Origin of the sequence: Sphingomonas naasensis (assembly GCF_004792695.1) — a bacterium.
Classification (GTDB): domain Bacteria; phylum Pseudomonadota; class Alphaproteobacteria; order Sphingomonadales; family Sphingomonadaceae; genus Sphingomonas; species Sphingomonas naasensis.
The window spans coordinates 184,801-206,055 of the sequence record NZ_SRXU01000003.1; the positions used below are offsets into that span (position 1 = coordinate 184,801).

13 protein-coding genes are annotated in these 21,255 nt (G+C 68.3%); 5 read left to right on the plus strand and 8 right to left on the minus strand.

What is annotated here, in order from left to right; genetic code table 11:
* Nucleotides 1-61 precede the first annotated feature (61 nt).
* Both E5A74_RS08900 and E5A74_RS08905 read left to right on the plus strand, forming a co-directional pair.
* A complete protein-coding gene (locus E5A74_RS08900; protein ID WP_135983940.1) occupies nucleotides 62-1,069 on the plus strand; it encodes a P-loop nucleotide/nucleoside kinase family protein in 1,008 nt (335 codons plus the stop codon).
* On the plus strand, nucleotides 1,069-2,022 hold the full coding sequence (locus tag E5A74_RS08905; protein ID WP_135983942.1) for a 1-phosphofructokinase family hexose kinase: 954 nt from the start codon (nucleotides 1,069-1,071) through the stop codon (nucleotides 2,020-2,022). Before E5A74_RS08900 ends, E5A74_RS08905 begins: the two co-directional genes overlap by 1 nt.
* On the opposite strand, the gene E5A74_RS08910 is transcribed toward E5A74_RS08905, so the two are convergent.
* Nucleotides 1,977-2,420, minus strand: a complete 444-nt coding sequence (locus E5A74_RS08910) for an ArsR/SmtB family transcription factor (protein WP_240699744.1) — start codon at nucleotides 2,418-2,420, stop codon at nucleotides 1,977-1,979. The two genes, E5A74_RS08905 and E5A74_RS08910, sit on opposite strands and share 46 nt — an antisense overlap.
* On the opposite strand from E5A74_RS08910, the gene E5A74_RS08915 reads away from it, so the two are divergent.
* Nucleotides 2,407-3,012: an alpha-ketoglutarate-dependent dioxygenase AlkB gene (locus E5A74_RS08915; RefSeq protein WP_240699745.1), complete on the plus strand. Its 606-nt coding sequence runs from the start codon at nucleotides 2,407-2,409 to the stop codon at nucleotides 3,010-3,012. The two genes, E5A74_RS08910 and E5A74_RS08915, sit on opposite strands and share 14 nt — an antisense overlap.
* Here the strand turns inward: E5A74_RS08915 and E5A74_RS08920 are convergent.
* From E5A74_RS08920 to E5A74_RS08945, 6 genes are all read right to left on the minus strand, one after another.
* Nucleotides 2,996-4,207 (minus strand): MFS transporter, encoded by a 1,212-nt coding sequence (locus tag E5A74_RS08920; RefSeq protein ID WP_135983944.1) that lies wholly within the window; start codon nucleotides 4,205-4,207, stop codon nucleotides 2,996-2,998. The two genes, E5A74_RS08915 and E5A74_RS08920, sit on opposite strands and share 17 nt — an antisense overlap.
* Nucleotides 4,208-4,241: 34 nt before the next feature.
* On the minus strand, nucleotides 4,242-5,291 hold the full coding sequence (locus E5A74_RS08925) for a LacI family DNA-binding transcriptional regulator (RefSeq protein ID WP_135983946.1): 1,050 nt from the start codon (nucleotides 5,289-5,291) through the stop codon (nucleotides 4,242-4,244).
* Nucleotides 5,291-6,838 carry a tryptophan halogenase family protein gene (locus E5A74_RS08930; protein ID WP_135983948.1) on the minus strand — a complete coding sequence of 516 codons (1,548 nt, stop codon included), beginning with the start codon at nucleotides 6,836-6,838 and terminating at the stop codon, nucleotides 5,291-5,293. Before E5A74_RS08930 ends, E5A74_RS08925 begins: the two co-directional genes overlap by 1 nt.
* Nucleotides 6,835-8,415 (minus strand): tryptophan halogenase family protein, encoded by a 1,581-nt coding sequence (locus tag E5A74_RS08935; protein ID WP_240699746.1) that lies wholly within the window; start codon nucleotides 8,413-8,415, stop codon nucleotides 6,835-6,837. Before E5A74_RS08935 ends, E5A74_RS08930 begins: the two co-directional genes overlap by 4 nt.
* Nucleotides 8,416-8,488: 73 nt before the next feature.
* Nucleotides 8,489-11,668, minus strand: coding sequence for a TonB-dependent receptor (locus E5A74_RS08940; RefSeq protein WP_206365816.1), 3,180 nt, complete (start codon nucleotides 11,666-11,668; stop codon nucleotides 8,489-8,491).
* A gap of 68 nt (nucleotides 11,669-11,736) precedes the next feature.
* Nucleotides 11,737-13,980, minus strand: a complete 2,244-nt coding sequence (locus tag E5A74_RS08945; RefSeq protein WP_135983952.1) for a beta-glucosidase — start codon at nucleotides 13,978-13,980, stop codon at nucleotides 11,737-11,739.
* Between the two features lie 435 nt (nucleotides 13,981-14,415).
* Between E5A74_RS08945 and E5A74_RS08950 the strand changes: the two genes are divergently transcribed.
* Both E5A74_RS08950 and E5A74_RS08955 read left to right on the plus strand, forming a co-directional pair.
* Nucleotides 14,416-17,355 carry a PAS domain-containing protein gene (locus E5A74_RS08950; protein ID WP_135983954.1) on the plus strand — a complete coding sequence of 980 codons (2,940 nt, stop codon included), beginning with the start codon at nucleotides 14,416-14,418 and terminating at the stop codon, nucleotides 17,353-17,355.
* A 41-nt stretch (nucleotides 17,356-17,396) separates the two neighbouring features.
* Nucleotides 17,397-18,848 (plus strand): MFS transporter, encoded by a 1,452-nt coding sequence (locus E5A74_RS08955; protein WP_240699747.1) that lies wholly within the window; start codon nucleotides 17,397-17,399, stop codon nucleotides 18,846-18,848.
* Here the strand turns inward: E5A74_RS08955 and E5A74_RS08960 are convergent.
* Nucleotides 18,845-21,136 (minus strand): glycoside hydrolase family 3 N-terminal domain-containing protein, encoded by a 2,292-nt coding sequence (locus E5A74_RS08960; protein ID WP_135983958.1) that lies wholly within the window; start codon nucleotides 21,134-21,136, stop codon nucleotides 18,845-18,847. The genes E5A74_RS08955 and E5A74_RS08960 overlap by 4 nt on opposite strands.
* Nucleotides 21,137-21,255 lie beyond the last annotated feature (119 nt).

The following is a 21,255-nucleotide window of genomic DNA, read 5'->3' on the forward strand; positions in this document are numbered from 1 at the left end:
GAAATGCGGTGCTAGCGCCGCAAAGCATGCCTAAGGGGGGCGGCGAGAGGAGGATCCGGCAATGGCCGCGCAGGCCGCGACGGGAAATGCGATCGAGATATCGCTCGAACAAGGCGGGCTCGATGCGTCCGCGCTGCATCGTTTCGCCGACGGAATCGTCGCGCGCCATGCAGCGGCCCCGGGCGGCGACGCCGGGGCGTTCCTGACGCAGATCGAGCGGCTGGCCGCAGCCGAGGCGCAGCGGCGCGAATGGCCGCGCCAGCGCCCGCAGATCGAGCGCCGCGCCCGGGCACAGCGCGTGCGCCAGCTCCCCGCGGGAACGTCCGGAGACATTCTCTACGATCTCGCCGACCAGCTCGCCGCGCTGCTCCACGACGGCCGGGCCGCCGAAGCCAATATCGTCGCCAATCGCTATCTCGACATCGCGCCGCAGGGCGCCACCGGCTGGGCGACGCTGCCGCTGTTCGTCTCGCTGCACGCGATCGACACGGGCGATGCCGTGCTCGCCGAGGCGGCGCTGGCCCCTTCCCCACCGCGGCTGGTAGTGATCGGCGGGCGTTCGGGTACCGGCAAATCGACGCTGGCCCGGTTGCTCGGCGCTCGGATCGGCCGCGCGCCCGGCGCCCGGGTGCTGCGCTCGGACGTGTTCCGCAAGCGGCTGGCCGGGCTCGCCCCGGAAACCCGACTGCCGCCCGCGCATTACACGCGGCACAGCGACGAGGCGACCTATGAGGCATTGTTCGAATCGGCCTATGACCATCTCGCCTGCGGGAGCTCGGTGATCCTCGACGCGGTGTTCCTGAGCCGCAGCGAGCGCGACGTGGCCGAGGCGATCGCGTTTCGCGCCGACGTGCCCTTCACCGGCATCTGGCTCGAGGCCCCCGAGCGCGATCTGATCGCCCGGGTCAGCGCCCGCAGCGGCGACGCTTCCGACGCGACCGCCGAGGTGGTGCGCGAGCAGGCGCGGCTCGCAGTGGGCGAGCTGGCCGGATGGCATCGCATGCGCGTCAACCGCCCGATCGAGCTGATCGTCGCCGCGGCGCGCGGCGTGCTCGAGCGCAAGCGCTGATGACGAAAATCGCGACGCTGACGCTCAACCCGGCGCTCGACGTGTCGACGCGCACCGACAAGGTGCGCCCCACTCATAAGCTGCGTTGCGAGGATCCGCGCTACGAGCCGGGCGGCGGCGGGATCAACGTGGCGCGCGTGGTCCATGCGCTGGGCGGCGACGTCACCGCGGTGTTCCCCTGCGGAGCAGGGTCCGGCGCGACCTTCGAGAAGCTATTGCGCGATACCGGCGTGCCGATCGCTCCGGTGCCGATCGCGGGCGCGACGCGCGAGAGCTTCACCGTCGACGAGACCGAAAGCGACCAGCAATATCGCTTCGTTCTGCCCGGTCCGACGCTCGCCGCGGCCGAGCTCGACCAGCTGCTCCATGCAGTGACCCGGATCGATCCGGCGCCGGGCTATGTCGTCGCCAGCGGCAGCCTGCCGCCGGGCTGCGACCCTTCGGTCTTCCACACGCTGTGCGGACTCTGCGGAGAGGTCGGCGCGCGGCTGGTGATCGACACCTCGGGGCCGGCGCTCGCCGCTCTCGAGGGCGGCTGCGCATGGCTGATCAAACCGAGCCTGCGCGAGCTGCAGGAGCTGGTCGGCCGCGAGCTGGACGGGGATGCCGAGCAACTGGCGGCCGCAAGCGAGCTGCGCGACCGGGGCTTTGCCGAAGTCGTCGTCGTCTCGCTCGGCGAGCGCGGCGCGCTGCTCGTCGCCGAGGGCACCGAACTGCGCATGCCCGCGATCGAGGTCCCGCCGGGAAGCGCGGTGGGCGCCGGCGATTCGATGGTCGCGGGGCTCACGCTCGCGCTTGCGGCGGAGAAGCGCCTCGAGGACGTGCTGCGTTACGGCATCGCGGCGGGCGCCGCGGCGCTGCTGACCCCCGGCACCGAGTTGACCCGGCGCGAGGACGTCGAGCGGCTCTACTCGGCGGCTTGCTCGAGCGGCGCCGCGCAGAACAGGTCGTGAAGCGATTCGAGCATGCGCTTCGCTTCGGCGCTGGCCAGCGAATAGAAGATCATCTGGCCCGAACGGCGGGCGGCAACCATCCCCTCGCGACGCAGCAGCGCGAGCTGCTGCGAGACGGCGGTGTCACGCGCGCCGGTGAGCCGCGCGAGCTCGCCCACGGACTTCTCGCCATCCCAGAGATGGCACAACAGCAACAGGCGGCTACGACCCGACAGCGCCTTGAGGAACAGCGACGCGCGGTCGATTTCGGCAATCATTTGGTCTTTCACGGCGCGCACCGCTATGCCGATAAAAGTTGCGTTGCAACCGCTATCGATCGGAATCGGAACGGATTTTGACGGGAAGTTGTTGTTGCGCCACACGCAACCGTGCGCGCCAAGGAGGATGGCAACCGTCATGGCGGTGATCGCGCCCGATCTTTTCGGCGGCATCGGCCTGCCCGGTTTGCACTATGCCGAAAGTCTCATCGACTCGCGTGAGGAGGCCGGACTGATCGCCCGAATCGACGGCGAGCAACTCCAGCCGTTCCGCTTCCAGGGCTGGCTCGGCAAGCGGCTCACCACCAGCTTCGGGTGGCGCTACGACTTCGACGACGCCAGCTTCGCCGCGGGCACGCCGCTTCCCGAATGGCTGCTGCCGCTGCGCGACAAGGCCGCCACCTTTGCCGGGCTCGCGCCCGACGCGCTCGCCCATGCGCTGCTGATCCGCTACGATCCGGGCGCCGGGATCGGCTGGCATCGCGATCGGCCGGTATTCGAGCATGTCATCGGCGTCTCGCTCGGCAATCCTGCGACGCTGCGCTTTCGCAGGCGCCGGCCGGGCGGGTTCGATCGCTTCGCCGCGGCGCTCGCGCCGCGCTCGATCTATCACCTCGCCGGCGAGGCGCGGCACGATTGGGAGCACAGCATCGCGCCGATGGCAGTGCCGCGCTGGTCGATCACCTTCCGCAGCCTGTCGGACAAGGGCCGCGCGGTCAGTTCTGGGTCCTGACGGTCATCGCCGCCGCGCCCCCGGCGAGCACGCCGAGCGCGAGCACCAGCAACCACGGCGCATAGCCGGTCTTGTCCGGGCTGAGCGCGAGCGCGAGCAGGGGCGCGATCATCGCCGGCAAGGTGTTGGTGAGATTGAGAATGCCGAGGTCGCGCCCGCGATGCTCCGGCGCGGGCAGCAACTGCATCGCCAGCGCCGACTGCATCGCGAGGAACACCGACATGCCCGAAACCGCCGCGCCATAGCCGAGCGCCGCCACGCTCCAGTCGGGCGCCGCAGCCATGATCAGCAGCCCGACCGCCATCAGCAGCGCGCCGGCGGCGAGCCACGGCTTGCGCCGCATCGTCCGATCGGAGAGCCGTCCGGTCACGATCGTCAGCAGCAAGGCGATGAGGGTGACCGTCGCGAAGATCGTCGCCACGCCCTCGCTCGCGGCCTCGGCGTGGTGCTTGTCGGGCACTTTCTGCCCCATCACCGCGATGAAGTAGAACAGGCCGTAGGTGGACAGACCGTTGCCGGCGATCTGGACGAGAACGCGCGCGAGCCAGATCCGCGCGAAATCGGCGCGGCGGCGGACGCGCAGGTCCTGTGGCGGTTCGGGCAGCGGCTCGCGGCGCTCGCGCATGAGCAGCAGCAACGGCAGGACGAGGGCGACGATGGTCGCGCAGAGCAGCGCGTTGCGCAGCCCCTCGGATCCGATGCCGTGCAGCGTGACCCCAACCGCGACGAGCGACGAGAAGGGATGCGCCGCGCCCATCAGCCCGGCGACGAGGCCTTTTTGCGCGTCGGGCACCTCATCGGCCATGATCGCGCCGATGGGGGCGAACATCATGTTGATCGCGATCTGGAGCAGCGCCACCGCCGCGAGCATGGTGGCGCCGTCGCTGCTCCAGTGGAACAGCGCATAGGCGATGCACGACAGGCCGAGCCCGGCGAGGATCCACGGCCGCCGCGTGCCGCGCGCGCGCCAGGTCCGGTCGCTCAGCGCGCCGAAGACGAGATTGGCGACGCTGGCGATGGCGGCACCGCCCAACGCCGCGGCGCTGAGCAGCGCGACGCGGTTCCCCTCATCGGCGACGGCAGTCACCTTGAGCGGCAGCAGCACCGAGACGAACGGAATGAAGCTGACGAAAAGCCCTGCATAGGCAAGCGCATAGAGCAGGATGAAGCCGCGGCCGGGCGAAGTGAAGGGCATGGGCGGTCGAACATCGACGCGCCCTTGCGCCAAGTCAACGCGGCGGCGCGGTCGAATCGCGGACGACGAAATCGAACGGCAGCAGATGCAGGCCGGTGCCTTCGAGATTTCTGGCCTTGGCCTCGATCAGCAGCTCGGCGGCGCGCGCGGTCATCGCCGCGATCGGCTGACGGATCGCCGTCAGCGACGGCACGCTCATCCGCATCGTCGGGGTGTCGTCGAAGCTGACGACCGAAAGATCGCGCGGCACCGACAGCCCCAGCGGCGCCGCGGCGTGGAGCACGCCGAGCGCGACTTCGTCGCTGCTCGCCAGTACCGCGGTGGGTGGCGTGTCGAGCGCTGCCAGCGCCGCCATCGCGCGCGTCCCCGCCTCATAGGTGAAGTCGCCCGGCTGGAGATATTCGGGGCGGACCGCGAGCCCCCTGCCCTCGATCGCCCCGCGAAAGCCGCGCAGGCGATCGCCGCTGATCGCATATTCGGGATGCCCCTCGACATAGGCGATGCGGCTATGGCCGAGATCGAGCAGATATTCGGTCGCGGTGCGCGCGGCCGCCTCGTCGTCCATATAGACGGCGAAGCCCTCGCCCTCGCGATGCGACCCGAGCCGTGCGAAGGTGAGCCCGTTGCGGTGGAGCAACTCGGTGATGCGGGTATCGTCGCTGTGCGGCGGCGTGAGGATCACGCCGTCGGGATGCAGCGCCGAAATCGCGGCTTGGACCTGCGCCTCCCACTCGTCCGAATGCGAATCCACCAGCTCGAACAGCATGCGATAGCCATGCTCGGCGCATTTGAGCATGCCGCCATAGAGCATCTGATCGACCCAGTCGTTGCCGCGCCGCGACTGCCAGCCCTCGAGCGTCGGCCGGCGATCGTTGAAGGCGAGGACGAGATAGGAACGCGACCCGCCGAGCCGCCGCGCGGCGAGGCTGGGGACATAGCCGAGCCGCGTCACCGCGGTCATCACCCGCTCGCGCATCGCGGGGGTGACGTTGGGGCCGTCGTTGATCACGCGCGACACCGTCTGGAACGAGACTCCCGCCTCGGCCGCGACATCCTTGATCGTGATCGAACGTTTCTTCTGCATCAGCGCGCCGCTGCCGGCCGCGCGGGCTGGCCGAGATCGACCGCATCGGCGCGGCAATGCGCATCGATGAATTCCTGGTGCGTCGGCAGCGTCGCCACCACCTGGCCGAGCTGGCTGCGCACCTTGTCCATCGCGTCGAACAGCCACGCCTCGTCGATGCGGTCGACCAGCGGGTGATAACTGGCCGGGTGGATGCCCATGCCTTCGAGCACCGATTGCCAGCTGACCGCGCGGAACAGTTCGTCGAGCCCCTCGCGCAGCACGCCGCTGGTGCGGAACAGCTCGATCCGCTCGCGCAGGCTGTCGGGCAGCGTCATGTCGCGACACTTGCGCCAGAAGGGCGTGTCGTCGCGCTGCGTGGCGCAATAGTGCAGCACGATGAAGTCGCGGATCTCGACATAGTCCGCGGTCATGCGGCGGTTATACTCGGCGGCGAGCCGCGGGTCGCAGTTGCGATCGGGCAGATAGCGGAAGAAGAAATCCATGCCGCGATAGACCAGGTGGATCGCGGTCGATTCGAGCGGCTCGATAAAGCCCGAGGCGAGCCCGAGCGACAGCACGTTCTTGTGCCAGATCTTGTCGCGCACCCCGGTCTTGAACGGCACCACCATCGGCCCGGCGACGACCTCGCCCTCGACCTGATCGAGCAGAATCCGCGTGGCCTCGTCGTCCGACAGGAACTCCGAGCAGAAGACATGGCCGTTGCCGGTGCGATGCTGGAGCGGGATTCGCCAGCGCCAGCCATAATCCTGCGCCTGCGCGAGGGTATAGGGGCGCGGCGCACCGACATTCTGCGTCTGCGCGGCGATCGCGCGATCGCAGAACAGCCATTCGCTCCAGTCCTCGTAGCCAACCCCGAGCGCCTTGCCGATCAGCAGCGCGCGGAAGCCCGAGCAATCGATGAAGAAGTCTGCGCTGACCTCACGGCCGTCGTTGAGCGTGAGCGTGTCGACGAAGCCGCGATCGTCGAGGCGAACGTCCGAGACGATGCCCTCGGTGCGCTTGACGCCGCGTTCCTCGGCATGCGCGCGGAGAAATTGCGCGACGCGCTTGGCGTCGACATGCAGCGCATAGGCCGCGCCGCCGATCGGAGTCTTGTGCGCCTTGAACGGCAGCATGAAGCGCCCGTCGCGCGCCATCGCCGCGGCGGGGGCGAAATCCATCAGCTCGAAAGGCTGGCCGGCATGCTTCGCCTTGAGCCAGCATTGGTAGAAGTCGCTCAGCTCGACTTGCTGGCCGATCGCGCCAAAGGGGTGGAAATAGCTTTCGCCCTTGCGGTGCCAGTCCTCGAACTCGATGCCGAGCTTGAAGCTCGCCTGCGTCGCGCGGACGAAGTCCTGCTCGTTGATGTCGAGCCGGGCGATCAGCTCCATGAAGGGCGGGATCGTCGATTCCCCGACGCCGATCGTGCCGATATCGTCGCTCTCGACCAGCTCGATCTCGAACAACTTGCCCTTGAAGTGATGCGCCATCACCGCGGCGGCGATCCAGCCGGCGGTGCCTCCGCCGACGATGCAGACCTTGCGAAGTGCGTTGGGGGCCCTCATGCGGCCCTCCCCTGCGCGGCGGCACCGTCCATGATCTCGAGAAACTCCTGATGGGTGGGCGTATCCGCGACGGTCTCGCGCAGCGCGCGGCGCATCGCCGCGAGCGAGCGTGCGAGCTGATCGGAATCGATCCCGGCGACCGCGGGATCGAGGCGCGTCGGTAGATCCTCGAAGCCGGCATAGATCGCCAGCCAGCTGGCCGGCGAGAACATCTCCCAGCGATAGCGGACGAAAGCGCCGCGCGCGCGCCACAGCGCCAGCTTGGCGTTCAGGCTGTCGGGCACGTCCATCGCGCGGCAGGCCTGCCAGAAGGCGCCCGAGCGGCCGTTGAGCTTGTAGTGTAGGATGAGGAAGTCGCGGACGCGCTCGATCTCCTCGGCCGATTGCTCGTTATATTCGGCGATCACCGCGGGATCGAAGCTCTTGTCCGGAAACAGCTGCTTGAGCCGCTCGATGCCGGTCTCGATCAGCGCGATGCTGGTCGATTCGAGCGGTTCGAGGAAACCCGAGGCGAGGCCGAGGCCGACGCAATTCTTCGCCCAGGCGACGGCGCGCCGGCCCGGCGTGAAGCGCAGGCGGCGCGGCTCCATCACCGGCTTGCCCGGCATCGCGGCGAGCAGTTCCTTGCGCGCGTCGTCGTCGCTCTGGAACCGGCTCGAGAAGACGAGGCCGTTGCCCTCGCGCGTACGCAGCGGGATACGCCATTGCCAGCCCGCGCTCCGCGCGGTGACGGTGGTGCAGGCCGGCGGCGGCCCTGCCCGCTCGCTCTGCACCGCGAAGGCGCCGTCGCAGAGCAGCCAGTGCGACCAGTCCGCATAGTCGATGCCGAGCGTCTCGCCGAGCAGCAGCGAGCGGAAGCCCGAGCAATCGACGAACAGATCGCCGGCGATGCTGGCGCCGCTGTCGAGGACGAGGCTGTCGAGGAAGCCGTCCTCGGGCCGCTGGCGGACCTCGACGATGCGGGCATCGATCCGGGTGACGCCCATCTTCTCGGCGAAGCGGCGCATATGCTGCGCGAACAACGCGGCGTCGAAGTGCAGCGCCCAATCGAAGATCCCGAGCTGCGAGCCCGGATCGGACGCCGGCAAAGTGGCATGGCCTTCGCGCGCGAGCAGCGCGCCGAGCGAATAATCGTCGAGCGGCGCCGGCTCGCCGGCCGCGCGCGCCTTGAGCCAATAATGGTGGAAATCGAGGCCCTTGAGGTCTTGCCCGAAGCGGCCGAAGGGATGCACGAAGCTGTGCCCGGGGCGCAGCCAATCGACGAAGCGGATGCCGAGCTTGGCGGTCGCCTGACACGCCTGCATCACTTCGGCGTCGGACATGCCGAGCGCGGCATAGAAGCGGCGGATCGTGGGGATCGTCGCCTCGCCGACGCCGACCGTGCCGATGTCCGAGCTTTCGATCAGGGTGATGGCGACCCCGGCACCCGCGAGATGCGCGGAGAGGGCAGCCGCAGCCATCCAGCCGGCAGTGCCGCCGCCGACGATGACGACGCGCTCGATCGCGTCCGCTGCGCTTCCCCCGTTCACCATGATCGTATCTGATCTTCTTGATTGCTGCGCCGCAAGCGAAACCATCGCACGCGCGCAGCTCGGCCAAAAAATGAGCCGGCAGTCCGGGGAGGAGCTGCCGGCTCAGGAGGGTTGGCTCTTAGAAGCGGACGCGGACGCCCGCCGAGTAGCGCGGCTCGAACCGGTTCTGCGACGCGTACTGACGCGAGTCGTTGTCGAACTGGAAGAAGTAGCGCTCGCGCTCACCGAACACGTTCGATCCGTTGGCGTAGATCGCGAACTGATCGTTGACGTTGTAGGTGAGGTTTACGTCGACATACTGGGTGCTGTCCTGGAAGATCGGGATCGTGCCGAAGGTGCTCGGCGCGATCTCGTACCTGCCGACGGTCGAGGACAGACGCGCGGTGCGATAATTATAGGCGACGCGTGCCTGGAAGTGATCGTCCTGGTACCAGCCGACCAAGTTCACCTGATGCTTCGAATTGTCCTGGAAGGGCAGCTTCTCGCCGGTCATGTCGAGCTTCTGCTGCGACGAGTCCGAATAGGTGTAGTTGGCGTCGACGCCGAAGTTGCGCAGGAACGGCGCGTCGAACAGATCGCTGAACGCGATCTTGGCGCCGACCTCGAGTCCCTGCAGCGATCCGCCCTTGCCCTGGGCGGGCAGAGTCACCGGCACATCGCGGCGGGTCACGCCGTCCTGGTCGGGGAACCGGCCCGTCGTCTGGCCCGAATCGATGAAGCTCTTGATGTCGAGCTTGAACAGACCGAGGTTGAACAGCGTCGCGCGGCCCAGATAATATTCGAGGCTCACGTCGTAGTTGTTCGAGCGCCACGGATTGAGCGCCGGATTGCCGCCCGAGTTGGCGCCCGTGACCTGCCGCACGCCGCACGGCGCGTCGGTCGGTCCCGGGGTCGCGCTGCACGGCGAATCCGCAGTCGAGATGGTGAGGCCACCGCCATAGCTGCCGAGATCCAGCGGGATCATCGTCTTGGCGAAGGCCGCACGCACGCGGAACTGCGGCGTGATGTCGTACGACGCGATCACGGTCGGCAACCAGTCGGTGTACGACCGCCGCGTCACCACGTCGCCGGTGTCGACGTTGGTGTCGCCATAGTTGCGCGTCTCACCGGTGAGGTTCTGCTTCACGGTAAGCTTGGTGTTGATCACCTTCACGCCGCCGTTGAGCTTGAACCCGCCCGACGCCCACGACGTGTTGATGTAGGCGCTCTCCTCGACCAGATCGACGTCGTAAGTGTTGCCGGGGATGATCACTTCCTCGGTGTTGCCGAAGACCCGGTTCTGGAAGGCGACGACATCGTCGAAGTCCTTGGGATCGACCACCCACATGCCCGGCATGCCGCTCACCACGCCGCCCCAGTTGGTCTGGAAGTGGACATTGTTGAACTCGTTGAGCTTGGTCGGGCGGTTGACGGTATAGGCCTGGAAGCAGGTCGGCGCATTGGCCACCGTCCCCGCCGCGCAATCGCCCGCCGTCACCGTGGGCAGCGCCGCATTGAAGGTGGGGTTCGAGACGAACTCACCCGCCTGGCACTGGTTCTGGTTCATGACGACGTCGATCGCCTTCCACTGGGCCGAACAGCCCGCGGCCTGGCTCGCGCCGTTGCCGCCGTAGAAGTTCGAGAACAGGTGGAAGTTGCGGATCTGGGTCGAGCGGTCCGAACGGCGCACGCCGACATCGACCCGTCCGAGCATGCCGAACAGGCCGCCTTCCTCGAACTCGTAGCTGCCATCGGCGCGGAACACGCCGAGGTCGGCATGATTTTCCTGGTTACCCTCGGACGAGAAGGCCGCGACAGTGTAGCTGTCGAGATTGGCCATATAGTCCTTGAGCGACTTGCCCGCGCCGAGGCCGCCGGGCAGCGGATTGTCGAAGCCGCTGATCGCCGGATTGTTGCCGCTGATATCGAGATGGAGCTGCGGATCGGCGCCATAGCCCAGCGGGTTCGGATTGATGTAGCGGCCGCCATTCGAGCCGATCACGCCGTTCGAATATTGCGAAGCCGGATATTTGGACGCGATGTTGGCGGGATAGAACGGCCCGCGCGTGCGATCGGCAGGATTGCGGAACAGCGTGAAGGCCCGGTCCGCGCCATATTGCCAGTTGCTGAGATCGCCCTGCACCTGACCGTTCATGCTGCGCATGTTGGCGTTCGACTTCAGCGCACGCGCCGAGAAGGTGAACGGGCCGTCATTGTCGTAGTCGATCGACAGATTGTAGTTGGTCGACTTGTTCTTGGTGGTGCGGTTCACCGAGAAGGAATTGAACCACCACACGTCGAGATCATATTCGTCGACGTCGAGCCAGGGCTGGCCACCGCTCTGGACGCCGGACGGCGCCGAACTGGTCGGCGTGGTCCAGCCGAGACCGTTCCAGCGGTTCGAGATGTTCACGCCCGAGGCGCGGTTGTGCTCGGTCAGCTCGGTGTGGAACACTTCGCCGGTGACGGTGAAGCCTTCGCCGACCTTGAGCTGGATCGCGCCGTTGATGCCGAGGCGATCGCGTTCGACCTCGCGGTTGAAGAATTCATAGCCGTGCGGCTCGATATAGTTCGGGCCGCTGGCGCCCCAGTCATTCTTGCCGAAGACGCTGCCGCCGGTGCCGGCATAGCTGTTGCCGAGGATCGCCTTGCTCTTGGTCGCGCCGATCATGATGCCGACCGTGTCGTTGCGCCAGCTCGCCAGCCCGCTGAACAGATAGTCGTTGTGCTTGGTGTTGGCGCCACGCTGATATTCGGCCTGCGCCGAGACCGTGAGACCGTCCGACAGATCGAACGGGCGCCGCGTGCGCAGATCGATCGTGCCCGAGATGCCCGAGAGCGCGTTGCGCAGGTCCTGCGTCTTGAAGACGAGCACCGAGTTCATCAGCTGGGCGGGTACGTCGTTCAGATTGGGCTGCGCCGTGCCGAGATTGCCGGCGCTGAGATACTGCTCGCCGTTGAGCAGCGTGACGACCTGCGGCAGGCCGCGAATGTTGACCGTCGAGCCTTCACCCGCGTTGCGCTGGATCTGGACGCCCGAGATGCGCTGGAGCGCGTCGACGACCGTGACGTCGGGCAGCTTGCCGATGTCTTCGGCCGAGATCGCGTCGACGATCGCGGTTTCGTTACGCTTGATGTCGACCGACGCCTGCTGCGAGGCGCGGATGCCGGTGACGAGGATTTCCTCATCTTCGGCGCCAACCTGATCGCCTTGTGCCGCGGGCGCCGGCGCGGGCGCCGTCTCCTGCGCCCATGCCGGCGCCACCATTGCGGTGGTAGCCAGCAGGCCGACGATCACTCCTGATAACCCCTTCTTCATTCTCACTTCCTCCCAAATTGCCCGGCGGGACATTCTCGCGCGTCCCGTCGCTCCAGGTATTCCCGTCCTCAGGGCGCCAGCCGGCGCTCCTGCAATTCCGCCGTCCCGGTGAGCACCGGCTGGGCGGCATCCCGCGCGATCGACACGCGATAGATTCCCGACGCGACCCGATAGCCGGGCAGCGAAACGTCATAGTCCGCGACGACGCGCGGCTCGGCGACGAGGGTGACGCGGCGCGTCTCGCCCGGCTTGAGCGTCACGCGCTCGAATCCGGCGAGGCGCAGCGGCCGCGATCCGTCGCGCGGGGCGACATAGAGCTGGGGCACGTCGGCGCCGGCGCGCTTGCCACGATTGGTGACGTCGAAGCTCACGCGCAGGCTGTCGCCGCCCTCGACGCGCAGCTTCGCATAGTCGAAGCGCGTGTAGGAAAGGCCATGGCCGAAGGCGAAGAGCGGCTTGTGGCCCTGGCGGGCATACCAGCGATAGCCGACGTCCGAGCCTTCGCGATACTGGACCTCGAACGGCGTGATCGCGCGGGCGTCCTCGCCGTGCTTCGGATCGGCGAGCACCTGCTCCATCCCCGGCACGGCCGGGCGCGGCGCCTGCGACGAGGCGGCGGGAAAGGTGATCGGCAGGCGGCCCGAGGGATTGACCTCGCCGAACAGCACGCGGGCGATCGCCTCGCCGCCACGCTGGCCGGGATACCAGGCCGCGAGCACCGCGGGAACGTTGTCGATCCACGGCATCAGCACCGGACCGCCGGTGGTGAGCACCACCGCGGTCTTCGGATTGGCAGCGGCGACCGCGGCGATCAGCGCATCCTGATTGCCGACGAGCGCGATGCTTTCGGGGTCCTCGGCCTCGGTGGTCCATTGCGTCGCGACGACGATCGCCATGTCGGCACCGCGCGCGGCGGCCGCGGCGGCGACGGGATCGCTGCCGTCGACGAACTGGACATCGGCCCTGGGCGCCAATGCGCGGATCGCGAGCAGCGGCGAGGAGCCGTGCCAGGTGGTGCGCACGAACGACGCCGCGGCGCCGCCCTTGAGCGGGATCTCGATCGGCACGCCTCCGACCGAGCGGACCTGCGACGAGCCGCCGCCGGAGAGCACGCCGACATCGGCATGGCCGCCGATCAGCACGATGCGTTTCGCCGATTTCGCGAGCGGGAGCACGCCGCGCTCGTTCTTGAGCAGGACGATCCCCGCTTCGGCGGCGCGCTGGGCGATTTCGGCGTTGCGGGCATAGTCGATCGGCTGCGGCGTCTCGACCACCGGGGCGTCCATCACCCCGGCGGAGAAGGCGCCGAACAGGATGCGGCGGACCATGTCGTCGAGCCGCGCGCTCGGCAACTCGCCCTTCTCGATCGCCTTGCGCAGATCGGCGCGGAAGAAGGAATGCGTGTCGAGCTCGCCGCCCGATTGCTGATCGAGCCCGTTGCGCGCGGCCTTGACGGTCGAATGGACCGCGCCCCAATCGGACATCACCCAGCCGCGATAGCCCCAGTCGCCCTTGAGAACGCGGTTGAGCAGCCAGTCATTCTCGCAGGCATAATCGCCGCCGACGCGATTGTACGCGCACATCACCGAGCCCGGCCGGCCCTTCTCGATCGCGATGCGGAAGGCGAGCAGATCGCTCTCGCGGAACGCCGCCTCGTCGATCCGCGCGTCCATGACGAAGCGGCCGGTTTCCTGCGCGTTGAGCGCGAAATGCTTGATCGTCGAGACGATGTGGTTCGACTGGATGCCGCGGATCGATTCGCCCGCCATCAGCCCGGCGAGCAGCGGATCCTCGCCGAGATATTCGAAATTGCGGCCGCCCCACGGATCGCGGGTCAGGTTGACGCCGCCGGCGAGCATGACGTTGAAGCGCTTGGCGCGTGCCTCGCCGCCGATCATCGCGCCGCCGGCATAGGCGAATGCGGGCTCGAAGGTCGCGGCGAGCGACAGGCCCGAAGGCAGCGCGGTGGCGACGTCGCCCTTGCGCTGCTCGACCTGATTGGCGACGCCGAGGCTGGCATCGGTCTCGCGCAGCGCGGGGATGCCGAGCCGCGGAATCGCCGGCTGGTGCCCCGCCGAGGGAATCAGATCGGCGGGCGCCGCCGGATCCTTCGCCAGCGGCGGAAACCAGGTGTAGACGAGGCTGAGCTTCTCCTCGAAGGTCATCGCGGCGAGCAGCATTTCCGCGCGGGCGGCAGGCGGCAGGCTCGCGTCTGCCCAGGGACGCGCGGCGGGCGCGGCCTGTGCCGCGGGCGCGGCCGGGACATCCGGCTCGCCTGCCTTCGCCGTCGCGGCGGCCAACAGGGCGATCATCGCAATCGGACGCGCGACGCTCGCAAAACTCGCAACCATTGCCCCTCGTCTCCCCTCGTCGCCGCGCATCTGCGGCGGGCAGTTCCATTGCGAGGGGAGCGGCAAGCCGGACTGACAACGCTGTCCAAGCCATGACCGAATCAAGGCGACGCGCGCGTTCGGCGCAATCGCGATCGCCTTCCAACACCCCTCTTTTCCGAAGTCTGCCGCTTCGGATGCTGCGTTAGAGCATAAATTGAGAGCGTTCTCAAGAACGTTCTCACGACCCCTGTTTTCGGCGGTCACCGGCGCACGGCGGCGTCCGCGGCGGCCTGCCCTCGCTTGCCGACGGCAGCGCGAGCGGCTTCCGTGGTTCCGAATCTCACTGGTTTTACGCAGGCTTGGCTGTAGTGTCGGGGCGACGACGGGAAGCCGAAGGGACGGGTTTCGCGGACGATGGCGAGGCGTGGAGCGGACGAGGAACAGGATAGCGACGCGATCACGCGGCGCTACGAGCTGCTCGCCGATCTGGCCGATCGTTTCCGCGACCTCGAGGACCCCGACGCGATCGCCTATGCCGCCGCGGAGATTCTCGGACAACGGCTGGCAGTGAGCCGCGCGGGCTATGGCACGATCGACAAACAGGCCGAGACGATCCGGATCGAGCGCGACTGGAACGCGCCGGGCGTGGCCAGCCTCGCCGGCACGCTCCATTTCCGCGATTACGGGAGCTATATCGACGATCTGAAGGCGGGCCGCACGGTCGTGGTCGCCGACGCCGATCTCGATCCGCGTACCGCCGCCTCCGCGGCGAGCCTCAAGGCGATCTGCGCGCATTCCTTCGTCAACATGCCGGTGACCGAACAGGGCGGATTCGTCGCGCTGCTGTTCCTCAATCATGCCACCGCGCGCAGCTGGAGCGAGGAGGAGCTCGATCTGATCCGCGACGTCGCGGAGCGGACGCGCAACGCCGTCGCGCGGCGCGAGGCCGAACAGGCGCTGCGCAAGAACGAAGCACGGCTGCGCTTCCTCGACACGCTGGCCAGCGCGACCATCCACGCCCGCGACGCCGATCAGGTGATGGCGGCGACGACGCGGATGCTGGGCGAGCGGCTGGGGCTGTCGGACGCCGCCTATGCCGACATGGAAGCCGATGAGGACATGTTCAACATCCGCGGCGACTGGCATGCCGCCGATGCGAGGAGCATCGTCGGGCGCTACAGGCTGGCGAGCTTTGGCGGACTCGCGGTCGCCTGCCTGCGGAGCGGCCACCCGCTGGTGCTCGACGATGTCGCCGAGCTCGGCGAGGACGGCGCCCGCGCCTTTCTCGATATCGGCATCCGCGCGACGATCTGCCTGCCCTTCCTCAAGGAAGGCCGCCTCACCGCGTTGATGGCGATCCATGATTCGAACCCGCGCCACTGGACCGCCGACGAGCTGGGGCTGCTGCGCGAGGTCGCCGAACGCAGCTGGGCGCATGTCGAGCGCGTCCGCAGCGAAGCGGCGCTGCGCGAAAGCGAGAGCCGGCTGCGGCTGGCGATCGAGGGCGCGCGGATCGGCACATGGGACTGGGACCTCGTCCGGATGCGCGGCAGCTGGTCGGCGCGGACCTGCGAGATCATGGGCGTCGACAGCGGCGACGACATGACGCCCGAGCAGCGGCTAAACGCGATCCACCCCGACGACCGCGAGCGCGTGACCGGCATCGTCGGCCGGCTGATCAAATCGGGCGATCAATTCTCGACCGAATATCGCATCATCCGCCCCGATGGCGGGGTGCGCTGGATCGCCTCGCGGGGGATCGTCCAGCGTGACGCGACCGGCCGCGCCTTCCGCACCACCGGGATCGTCCGCGACGTGACCCAGCGGCGCGAGGCGCAGGAGGCGCTCAAGGCGCTCAACGGGACGCTCGAGCAGCAAGTCGCCGAGCGCACCGCCGAGCGCGACCGGATGTGGCGGCTGAGCGGCGACCTTTTCCTCGTCGTCGGGCGGCGCTGGGAGATCCGCGCGGTCAACCCTGCGCTGGGTCCGCTGCTCGGCTATGCGCCCGAAGAAGTGATGGGCCAGCGCTTCGTCCGCTTCGTCCATCCCGACGAACGCGACAGCGTGGCGCTCGCGATCCGCGCCGCGGCAACCGGGCCGCTCCGCGATTTCGTCGCCCGCTTGCACGCGAAGGACGGATCGTGGCGGCGCTTCGCGTGGACCGCGGCGCCCGGCGAGGGCGAGGCCTATGTGATCGGCCGCGACGTGACCGAGGAAGCCGAGCGGCGCGAGGAGCTCGAACGCGCGCAGGATGCGCTGCGCCAGGCGCAGAAGATGGAATCGCTCGGCCAGCTGACCGGCGGCGTCGCGCATGATTTCAACAATCTTCTCACCCCGATCATCGGCAGCCTCGATCTCCTCCGCCGGAAATCGGCCGCGAGCGAGCGCGAGCAGCGGCTGATCGGTGCCGCGCTCGAATCGGCCGAGCGCGCGCGCACGCTGGTGCAGCGGCTGCTCGCCTTCGCCCGGCGCCAGCCGCTCCAGGCCGGCCCGGTCGATCTCGGCGCGCTGATCCACGGCATGTCCGAGCTGATCGCGAGCACCTCGGGACCGCAGATCAAGGTGAGCGTCGACGTGGCGGAGGCGCTGCCGCCGGCGCTCGCCGATGCCAACCAGCTCGAGATGGCGATCCTCAATCTCAGCGTGAACGCGCGCGATGCGATGCCCGATGGCGGGCGACTGACGCTCGCCGCGTCGACCGAGACGATCGATGCCGAGCATCGCGCCGAGCTGCCGCCCGGCCGCTATGTGCGGCTCACCGTCGCGGACAGCGGCGAAGGGATGGACGAGGAGACGATGGCGCGGGCGATCGAGCCCTTCTTCTCGACCAAGGGGATCGGCAAGGGCACCGGGCTCGGCCTGTCGATGGTTCATGGGCTGGTCTCGCAGCTGGGCGGGGCGATGCTGCTGTCGAGCAAGCCGGGGCTCGGCACGCTGGTCGAGCTGCTCCTGCCGATCGCGGACAGCCCGGTGACGGCGGCGGACAAGCGTGACCTGCCCGATGTCGGCGGCGCGGCAGGCCTGGTGCTGCTGGTCGACGACGAGAGCCTCGTGCGCGAGGCGACCGGCGAGCTGCTGCGCGATCTCGGCTATCAGGTGATCGAGGCCGAGAGCGGGCGCGAGGCGCTCGACCATCTCGCGGATCAGGCGATCGACCTGCTCGTCACCGACCATCTGATGCCCGGAATGAGCGGCACCGATCTCGCGCGCACCGTCCGCGAGCTGTATCCCGCGGTGAAGACGCTGATCGTCTCGGGCTATGCCGAGCTCGAGGGTATCTCGCCCGATCTGCCGCGGCTCGCCAAGCCGTTCCGCCAGGAAGAGCTGGCCGAGAGCCTCGCCCGATTGAAATAGCCCCCTGTTCGGCCGGCCGCCGCTGGACGATGATCGGTGCCATGAAAGCCCGCCTGATCCTGTTCGCCTTCGGGGACTTCGCGTTCAATCTCTACTGGCAGAGCATCATGCTCTTCCTGCTCTTCTACTATACCGACGCGCTCGGGCTGCCGATGACGACCGCCGCGGCGATCTACACCGCGGCATCGATCTGGGACGGCATCGCCAGCTTCATCGCCGGCGAGGTGACCGACCGTCGGCCGCCCAAAGGCGGCTATGGCCGGGTGCTGATCCTCGGCAGCGTGCCGCTGGGGCTCGCCTGCATCCTGACCTATGCGCCGCTCGGCACCGGTCCGGGCGGGCTGGCGCTGGTGGTGATCGGGCATTTGCTGTTCCGCACTGCCTATGCGGCGCTCAACGTGCCCTATCTGGCGATGGGCGCGCGGATCAGCGTCGACAGCCGCGACCGCGCCTTCGTCGCAGGCGCGCGGATGTTGTTCGGGACGCTCGCCTGGGTGGTGGTGGCGCGCGGCACCGTGCCGATCGGGACATGGCTCGGCGGCGGCACGGCGGCGGCGGCGAGCTATCTCTGGGCGGCGGTGCTGTTCGCGGTGCTCGGCACGGCGATCCTGATGCTGGTGGGCGCGACCTATCGCGAGGACGCCGTGCCCGCCGCCCCTGCCCCACCCTCGGTACGCGCGAGCATCGCCAGCCTCGCCGCCAACCGCGCCTTCGTGACGCTCAACCTCGCGATGATGGCGATGATCGTCGCGGTGACCGTGCTCAACAAATCGGTGCTCTATTACTTCAAATATTTCCTCGGCAGCGACGCCGCCGGGCAGAGCGCGCTGGCGTGGATGGGCGTGGTGAGCGCCGTCGCCGTGCCCTTGTGGATGCTGCTCCAGCGCGTGCTGGGGACGCGCGCGCTATGGTTCGTCGCCGCAGCGCTGTGCATGGCGGGGCTGACGCTGTTCGCGGCGGTGCACATCGACCAGCCGCTGGCGATGCAGCTGTTCCTCGTCGGCATGCAGGCGGTGATCGTCGGGCTGCATTTCGCTTTCTGGGCGATGCTGCCCAACACGATCGAATATGGCGAGCAGGCGACCGGGCTCCGCGTCGAAGGCGCGGTGTTCGGCGCCGCCGCCCTGCTCCAGCGCGTCGCGATCGGGCTGGCGACGATGATCCTCGGCATGGGGTTCGACAGCGCCGGCTATGTCGCGAATGTCGAACAGAGCGCGGCGACGCTCGCCGCGATGCGCTGGACGATCGCGCTGGTGCCGCTCGGCGCGCTGGCGCTTTCGTGCCTGCTGATGCTGCTCAACCCGCTCGGCAAGGGCGCGCATGCGCGGATCGTGAAGGGGCTGGAGCGGGGATCAAGATCCTCCCTCGAGAACCGGGGGAGGTGGCAGGCGCAGCCTGACGGAGGTGGCCTCTCCGCGAGCGAAGCACCCGGGGAGAGGCCCCCTCCGTCGCCTTCGGCGCCACCTCCCCCGCTACGCGAGGGAGGATTTTAGCCCTTCACCAGCTCGAACTGGGCATGGACGCCCTGCGCTTCGGCCGAGGGGGCGATCCAAACGTCGAACATGCCCGGCTCCACCGTCGGCTTGTTGTCGCGGCCGTAGAAGAGCAGCAGCGAACGCTTGATCCGGAAGGTCACTGTCTCGGACGCGCCGGCGGCGAGCTTGATCTTGCGGAACGCCCGCAGCTCGCGGACCGGCCGGGTGATGCTCGCCGCGCGATCGTGGATGTAGAGCTGGACGACCTCCTCGGCGGCGCGGGTGCCGCGGTTGGCGATCGTCGCGCTGACGGTCAGTTCGCCGTCCCACGCCAGCGTCGGTGCGGCCTGCAGGTTGGCATACTCGATCTTGCCATAGGTCAGCCCGTGACCGAACGGATAGAGCGCCTTGTTCGGGATCCCGCGATAATGCGCCTTGTACGGCTCGAGCTTGTCGTCCGACGGGTTCGGCCGGCCGGTGGGCTTGTGCGCATAATAGAAGGGCTGCTGGCCCGGCGAGCGCGGGAAGCTGCACGGCAGGCGGCCGGCGGGGCCATATTCGCCGAACAGCACATCGGCGGTGGCGTTGCCGCTCTCGGTGCCGAGGAACCAGGTGACGAGGATCGCCGGCGCGTTGGCCACCGCCCCCTGCAACGCGAGCGCGCGGCCGTTCTTGAGCACCACGACCACCGGCTTGCCGGTCGCGGCGACCGCCTCGGCGAGCGCCTGTTGCGGCGCGGGGACGACGATCTCGGCGCGGGACTGCGCCTCGCCCGACATGTTCTCGCTCTCGCCGATCGCGAGCAGCACGATATCGGCGGCCTGCGCCGCCGCGACGGCGGCGTCGATCCCGCCGGCGATCGCTTCCTCGACGCCGGAGCCGGCCGTGACGGTGACGCTGTTCCTGTCGGCGACCGCCGCGCGGACGCCCTCGGCCAGATCGACGGCATAGTCCTGGCCGCCATAGACCACCCACGGCCCGTTGAGATCGTGCTTGCCCGACGCGAACGGGCCGATGATCGCGATCTTCTTGCCCGATTTGGGCAGGGGCAGCAGGTCGCCTTCGTTCTTGAGCATCACGATCGACTTGCGGCCGGCCTCACGCGACAGTGCGATCGCCGGTTTGGTGCGCGAGCGCGCCTTTTCGCGCTTCACGTCGATGCGGCGGAAAGGATCGTCGAACAGGCCGAGCGCGGCCTTGATCGCGAGGACCTTGCGCACCGAATCGTCGAGGCGCGCCTGCGGCACTTCCCCGGCCTCGACCAGCTCGGGCAGATGCTTGCGGTAGAAGCCGCTGGTCATGCTCATGTCGACCCCGGCGAGGAAGGCGAGCTTCGCGGCCTCGCGCGAATCCTTCGCGAAGCCGTGATCGATCATCTCCATGTCACCGGTGTAATCGGAGACGACGAAGCCCTCGAAACCCCATTCGCCGCGCAGGATGTCGCGCATCAGCCATTCGTTGGCGGTCGAAGGAACGCCCGATATCTCGTTGAACGAAGCCATGAACGACAGCACGCCGGCGTTCACCGCGGCGCGGAACGGCGGCAGATAGATCTCGCGCAGCGTGCGCTCGGAAATGTCGACGGTGTTATAGTCGAGCCCCGCCTCCGCCGCGCCATAGGCGGCGAAATGCTTGGCGCAGGCCATCATCGAATCGATCGCCTTGAGATCGGGACGCTGGAAGCCGCGGACGCGCGCGTCGGCCATCAGCACGCCGAGATGGACGTCCTCGCCGGCGCCTTCCATCGTGCGGCCCCAGCGCTGGTCGCGGGCGATGTCGACCATCGGCGCGAAGGTCCAGTCGATGCCCGAGGCGGCGCCTTCGTACGAGGCCATGCGCGCGGTGCGCTCGGCGAGATCGGGCTCGAAGCTGGCCGCCTCGCCCACCGGCACCGGGAAGATCGTGCGATGGCCGTGGATCACGTCGGCGGCGAAGAGCAAAGGAATCTTGAGCCGCGTCTCCTTTATCGCGACGCTCTGCATCTGGCGCGCCATCTCGGCACCGTTGCCGTTGAACACCCCGGTGAGCTGCATCTGGCGGACTTCGTCGAGCTGCTGCTCGAAACCGGGCGCGTTGCCGGCCGGATTGAGCGCGGTCGCGACCCCGCCGCTCCATGCCGCGGGCATGATCGTGAGCTGGCCCGCCTTTTCGGCGAGCGTCATCTTCGCGACCAGTCCATCGACGAACGCAGGCACCGGCAATCGCGCCGCGGCCTGGAACAGCGCACGCGCGGGGCTGGAGACCCAAGCCGCGACCGCACCCGCACCCATCAGCGCCGCGCGTCGCGAAATCTTGGTGTCGAACATTGGAATTCCTCTCCCTGAAGGGCGCGCCCCAACCCGGCGCGAGCAAGCGACTCACAAACGCCACACGCAACTTTTTTGCTTGTTGCGGCCGTCCGTAACCGGTTACATAACCTTTGTCG

Bases quoted from the DNA above. Each gene is read 5' to 3' on its own strand.
- E5A74_RS08905 (WP_135983942.1), top strand. From the start codon at position 1,069: ATGACGAAAATCGCGACGCTGACGCTCAACCCGGCGCTCGACGTGTCG.
- E5A74_RS08940 (WP_206365816.1), bottom strand. From the start codon at position 11,668: ATGAAGAAGGGGTTATCAGGAGTGATCGTCGGCCTGCTGGCTACCACC.
- E5A74_RS08930 (WP_135983948.1), bottom strand. From the start codon at position 6,838: ATGAGGGCCCCCAACGCACTTCGCAAGGTCTGCATCGTCGGCGGAGGC.
- E5A74_RS08915 (WP_240699745.1), top strand. From the start codon at position 2,407: ATGGCAACCGTCATGGCGGTGATCGCGCCCGATCTTTTCGGCGGCATC.
- E5A74_RS08925 (WP_135983946.1), bottom strand. From the start codon at position 5,291: ATGCAGAAGAAACGTTCGATCACGATCAAGGATGTCGCGGCCGAGGCG.
- E5A74_RS08950 (WP_135983954.1), top strand. From the start codon at position 14,416: ATGGCGAGGCGTGGAGCGGACGAGGAACAGGATAGCGACGCGATCACG.
- E5A74_RS08935 (WP_240699746.1), bottom strand. From the start codon at position 8,415: ATGGTTTCGCTTGCGGCGCAGCAATCAAGAAGATCAGATACGATCATG.
- E5A74_RS08910 (WP_240699744.1), bottom strand. From the start codon at position 2,420: ATGACGGTTGCCATCCTCCTTGGCGCGCACGGTTGCGTGTGGCGCAAC.
- E5A74_RS08960 (WP_135983958.1), bottom strand. From the start codon at position 21,136: ATGTTCGACACCAAGATTTCGCGACGCGCGGCGCTGATGGGTGCGGGT.
- E5A74_RS08920 (WP_135983944.1), bottom strand. From the start codon at position 4,207: ATGCCCTTCACTTCGCCCGGCCGCGGCTTCATCCTGCTCTATGCGCTT.
- E5A74_RS08955 (WP_240699747.1), top strand. From the start codon at position 17,397: ATGAAAGCCCGCCTGATCCTGTTCGCCTTCGGGGACTTCGCGTTCAAT.
- E5A74_RS08945 (WP_135983952.1), bottom strand. From the start codon at position 13,980: ATGATCGCCCTGTTGGCCGCCGCGACGGCGAAGGCAGGCGAGCCGGAT.
- E5A74_RS08900 (WP_135983940.1), top strand. From the start codon at position 62: ATGGCCGCGCAGGCCGCGACGGGAAATGCGATCGAGATATCGCTCGAA.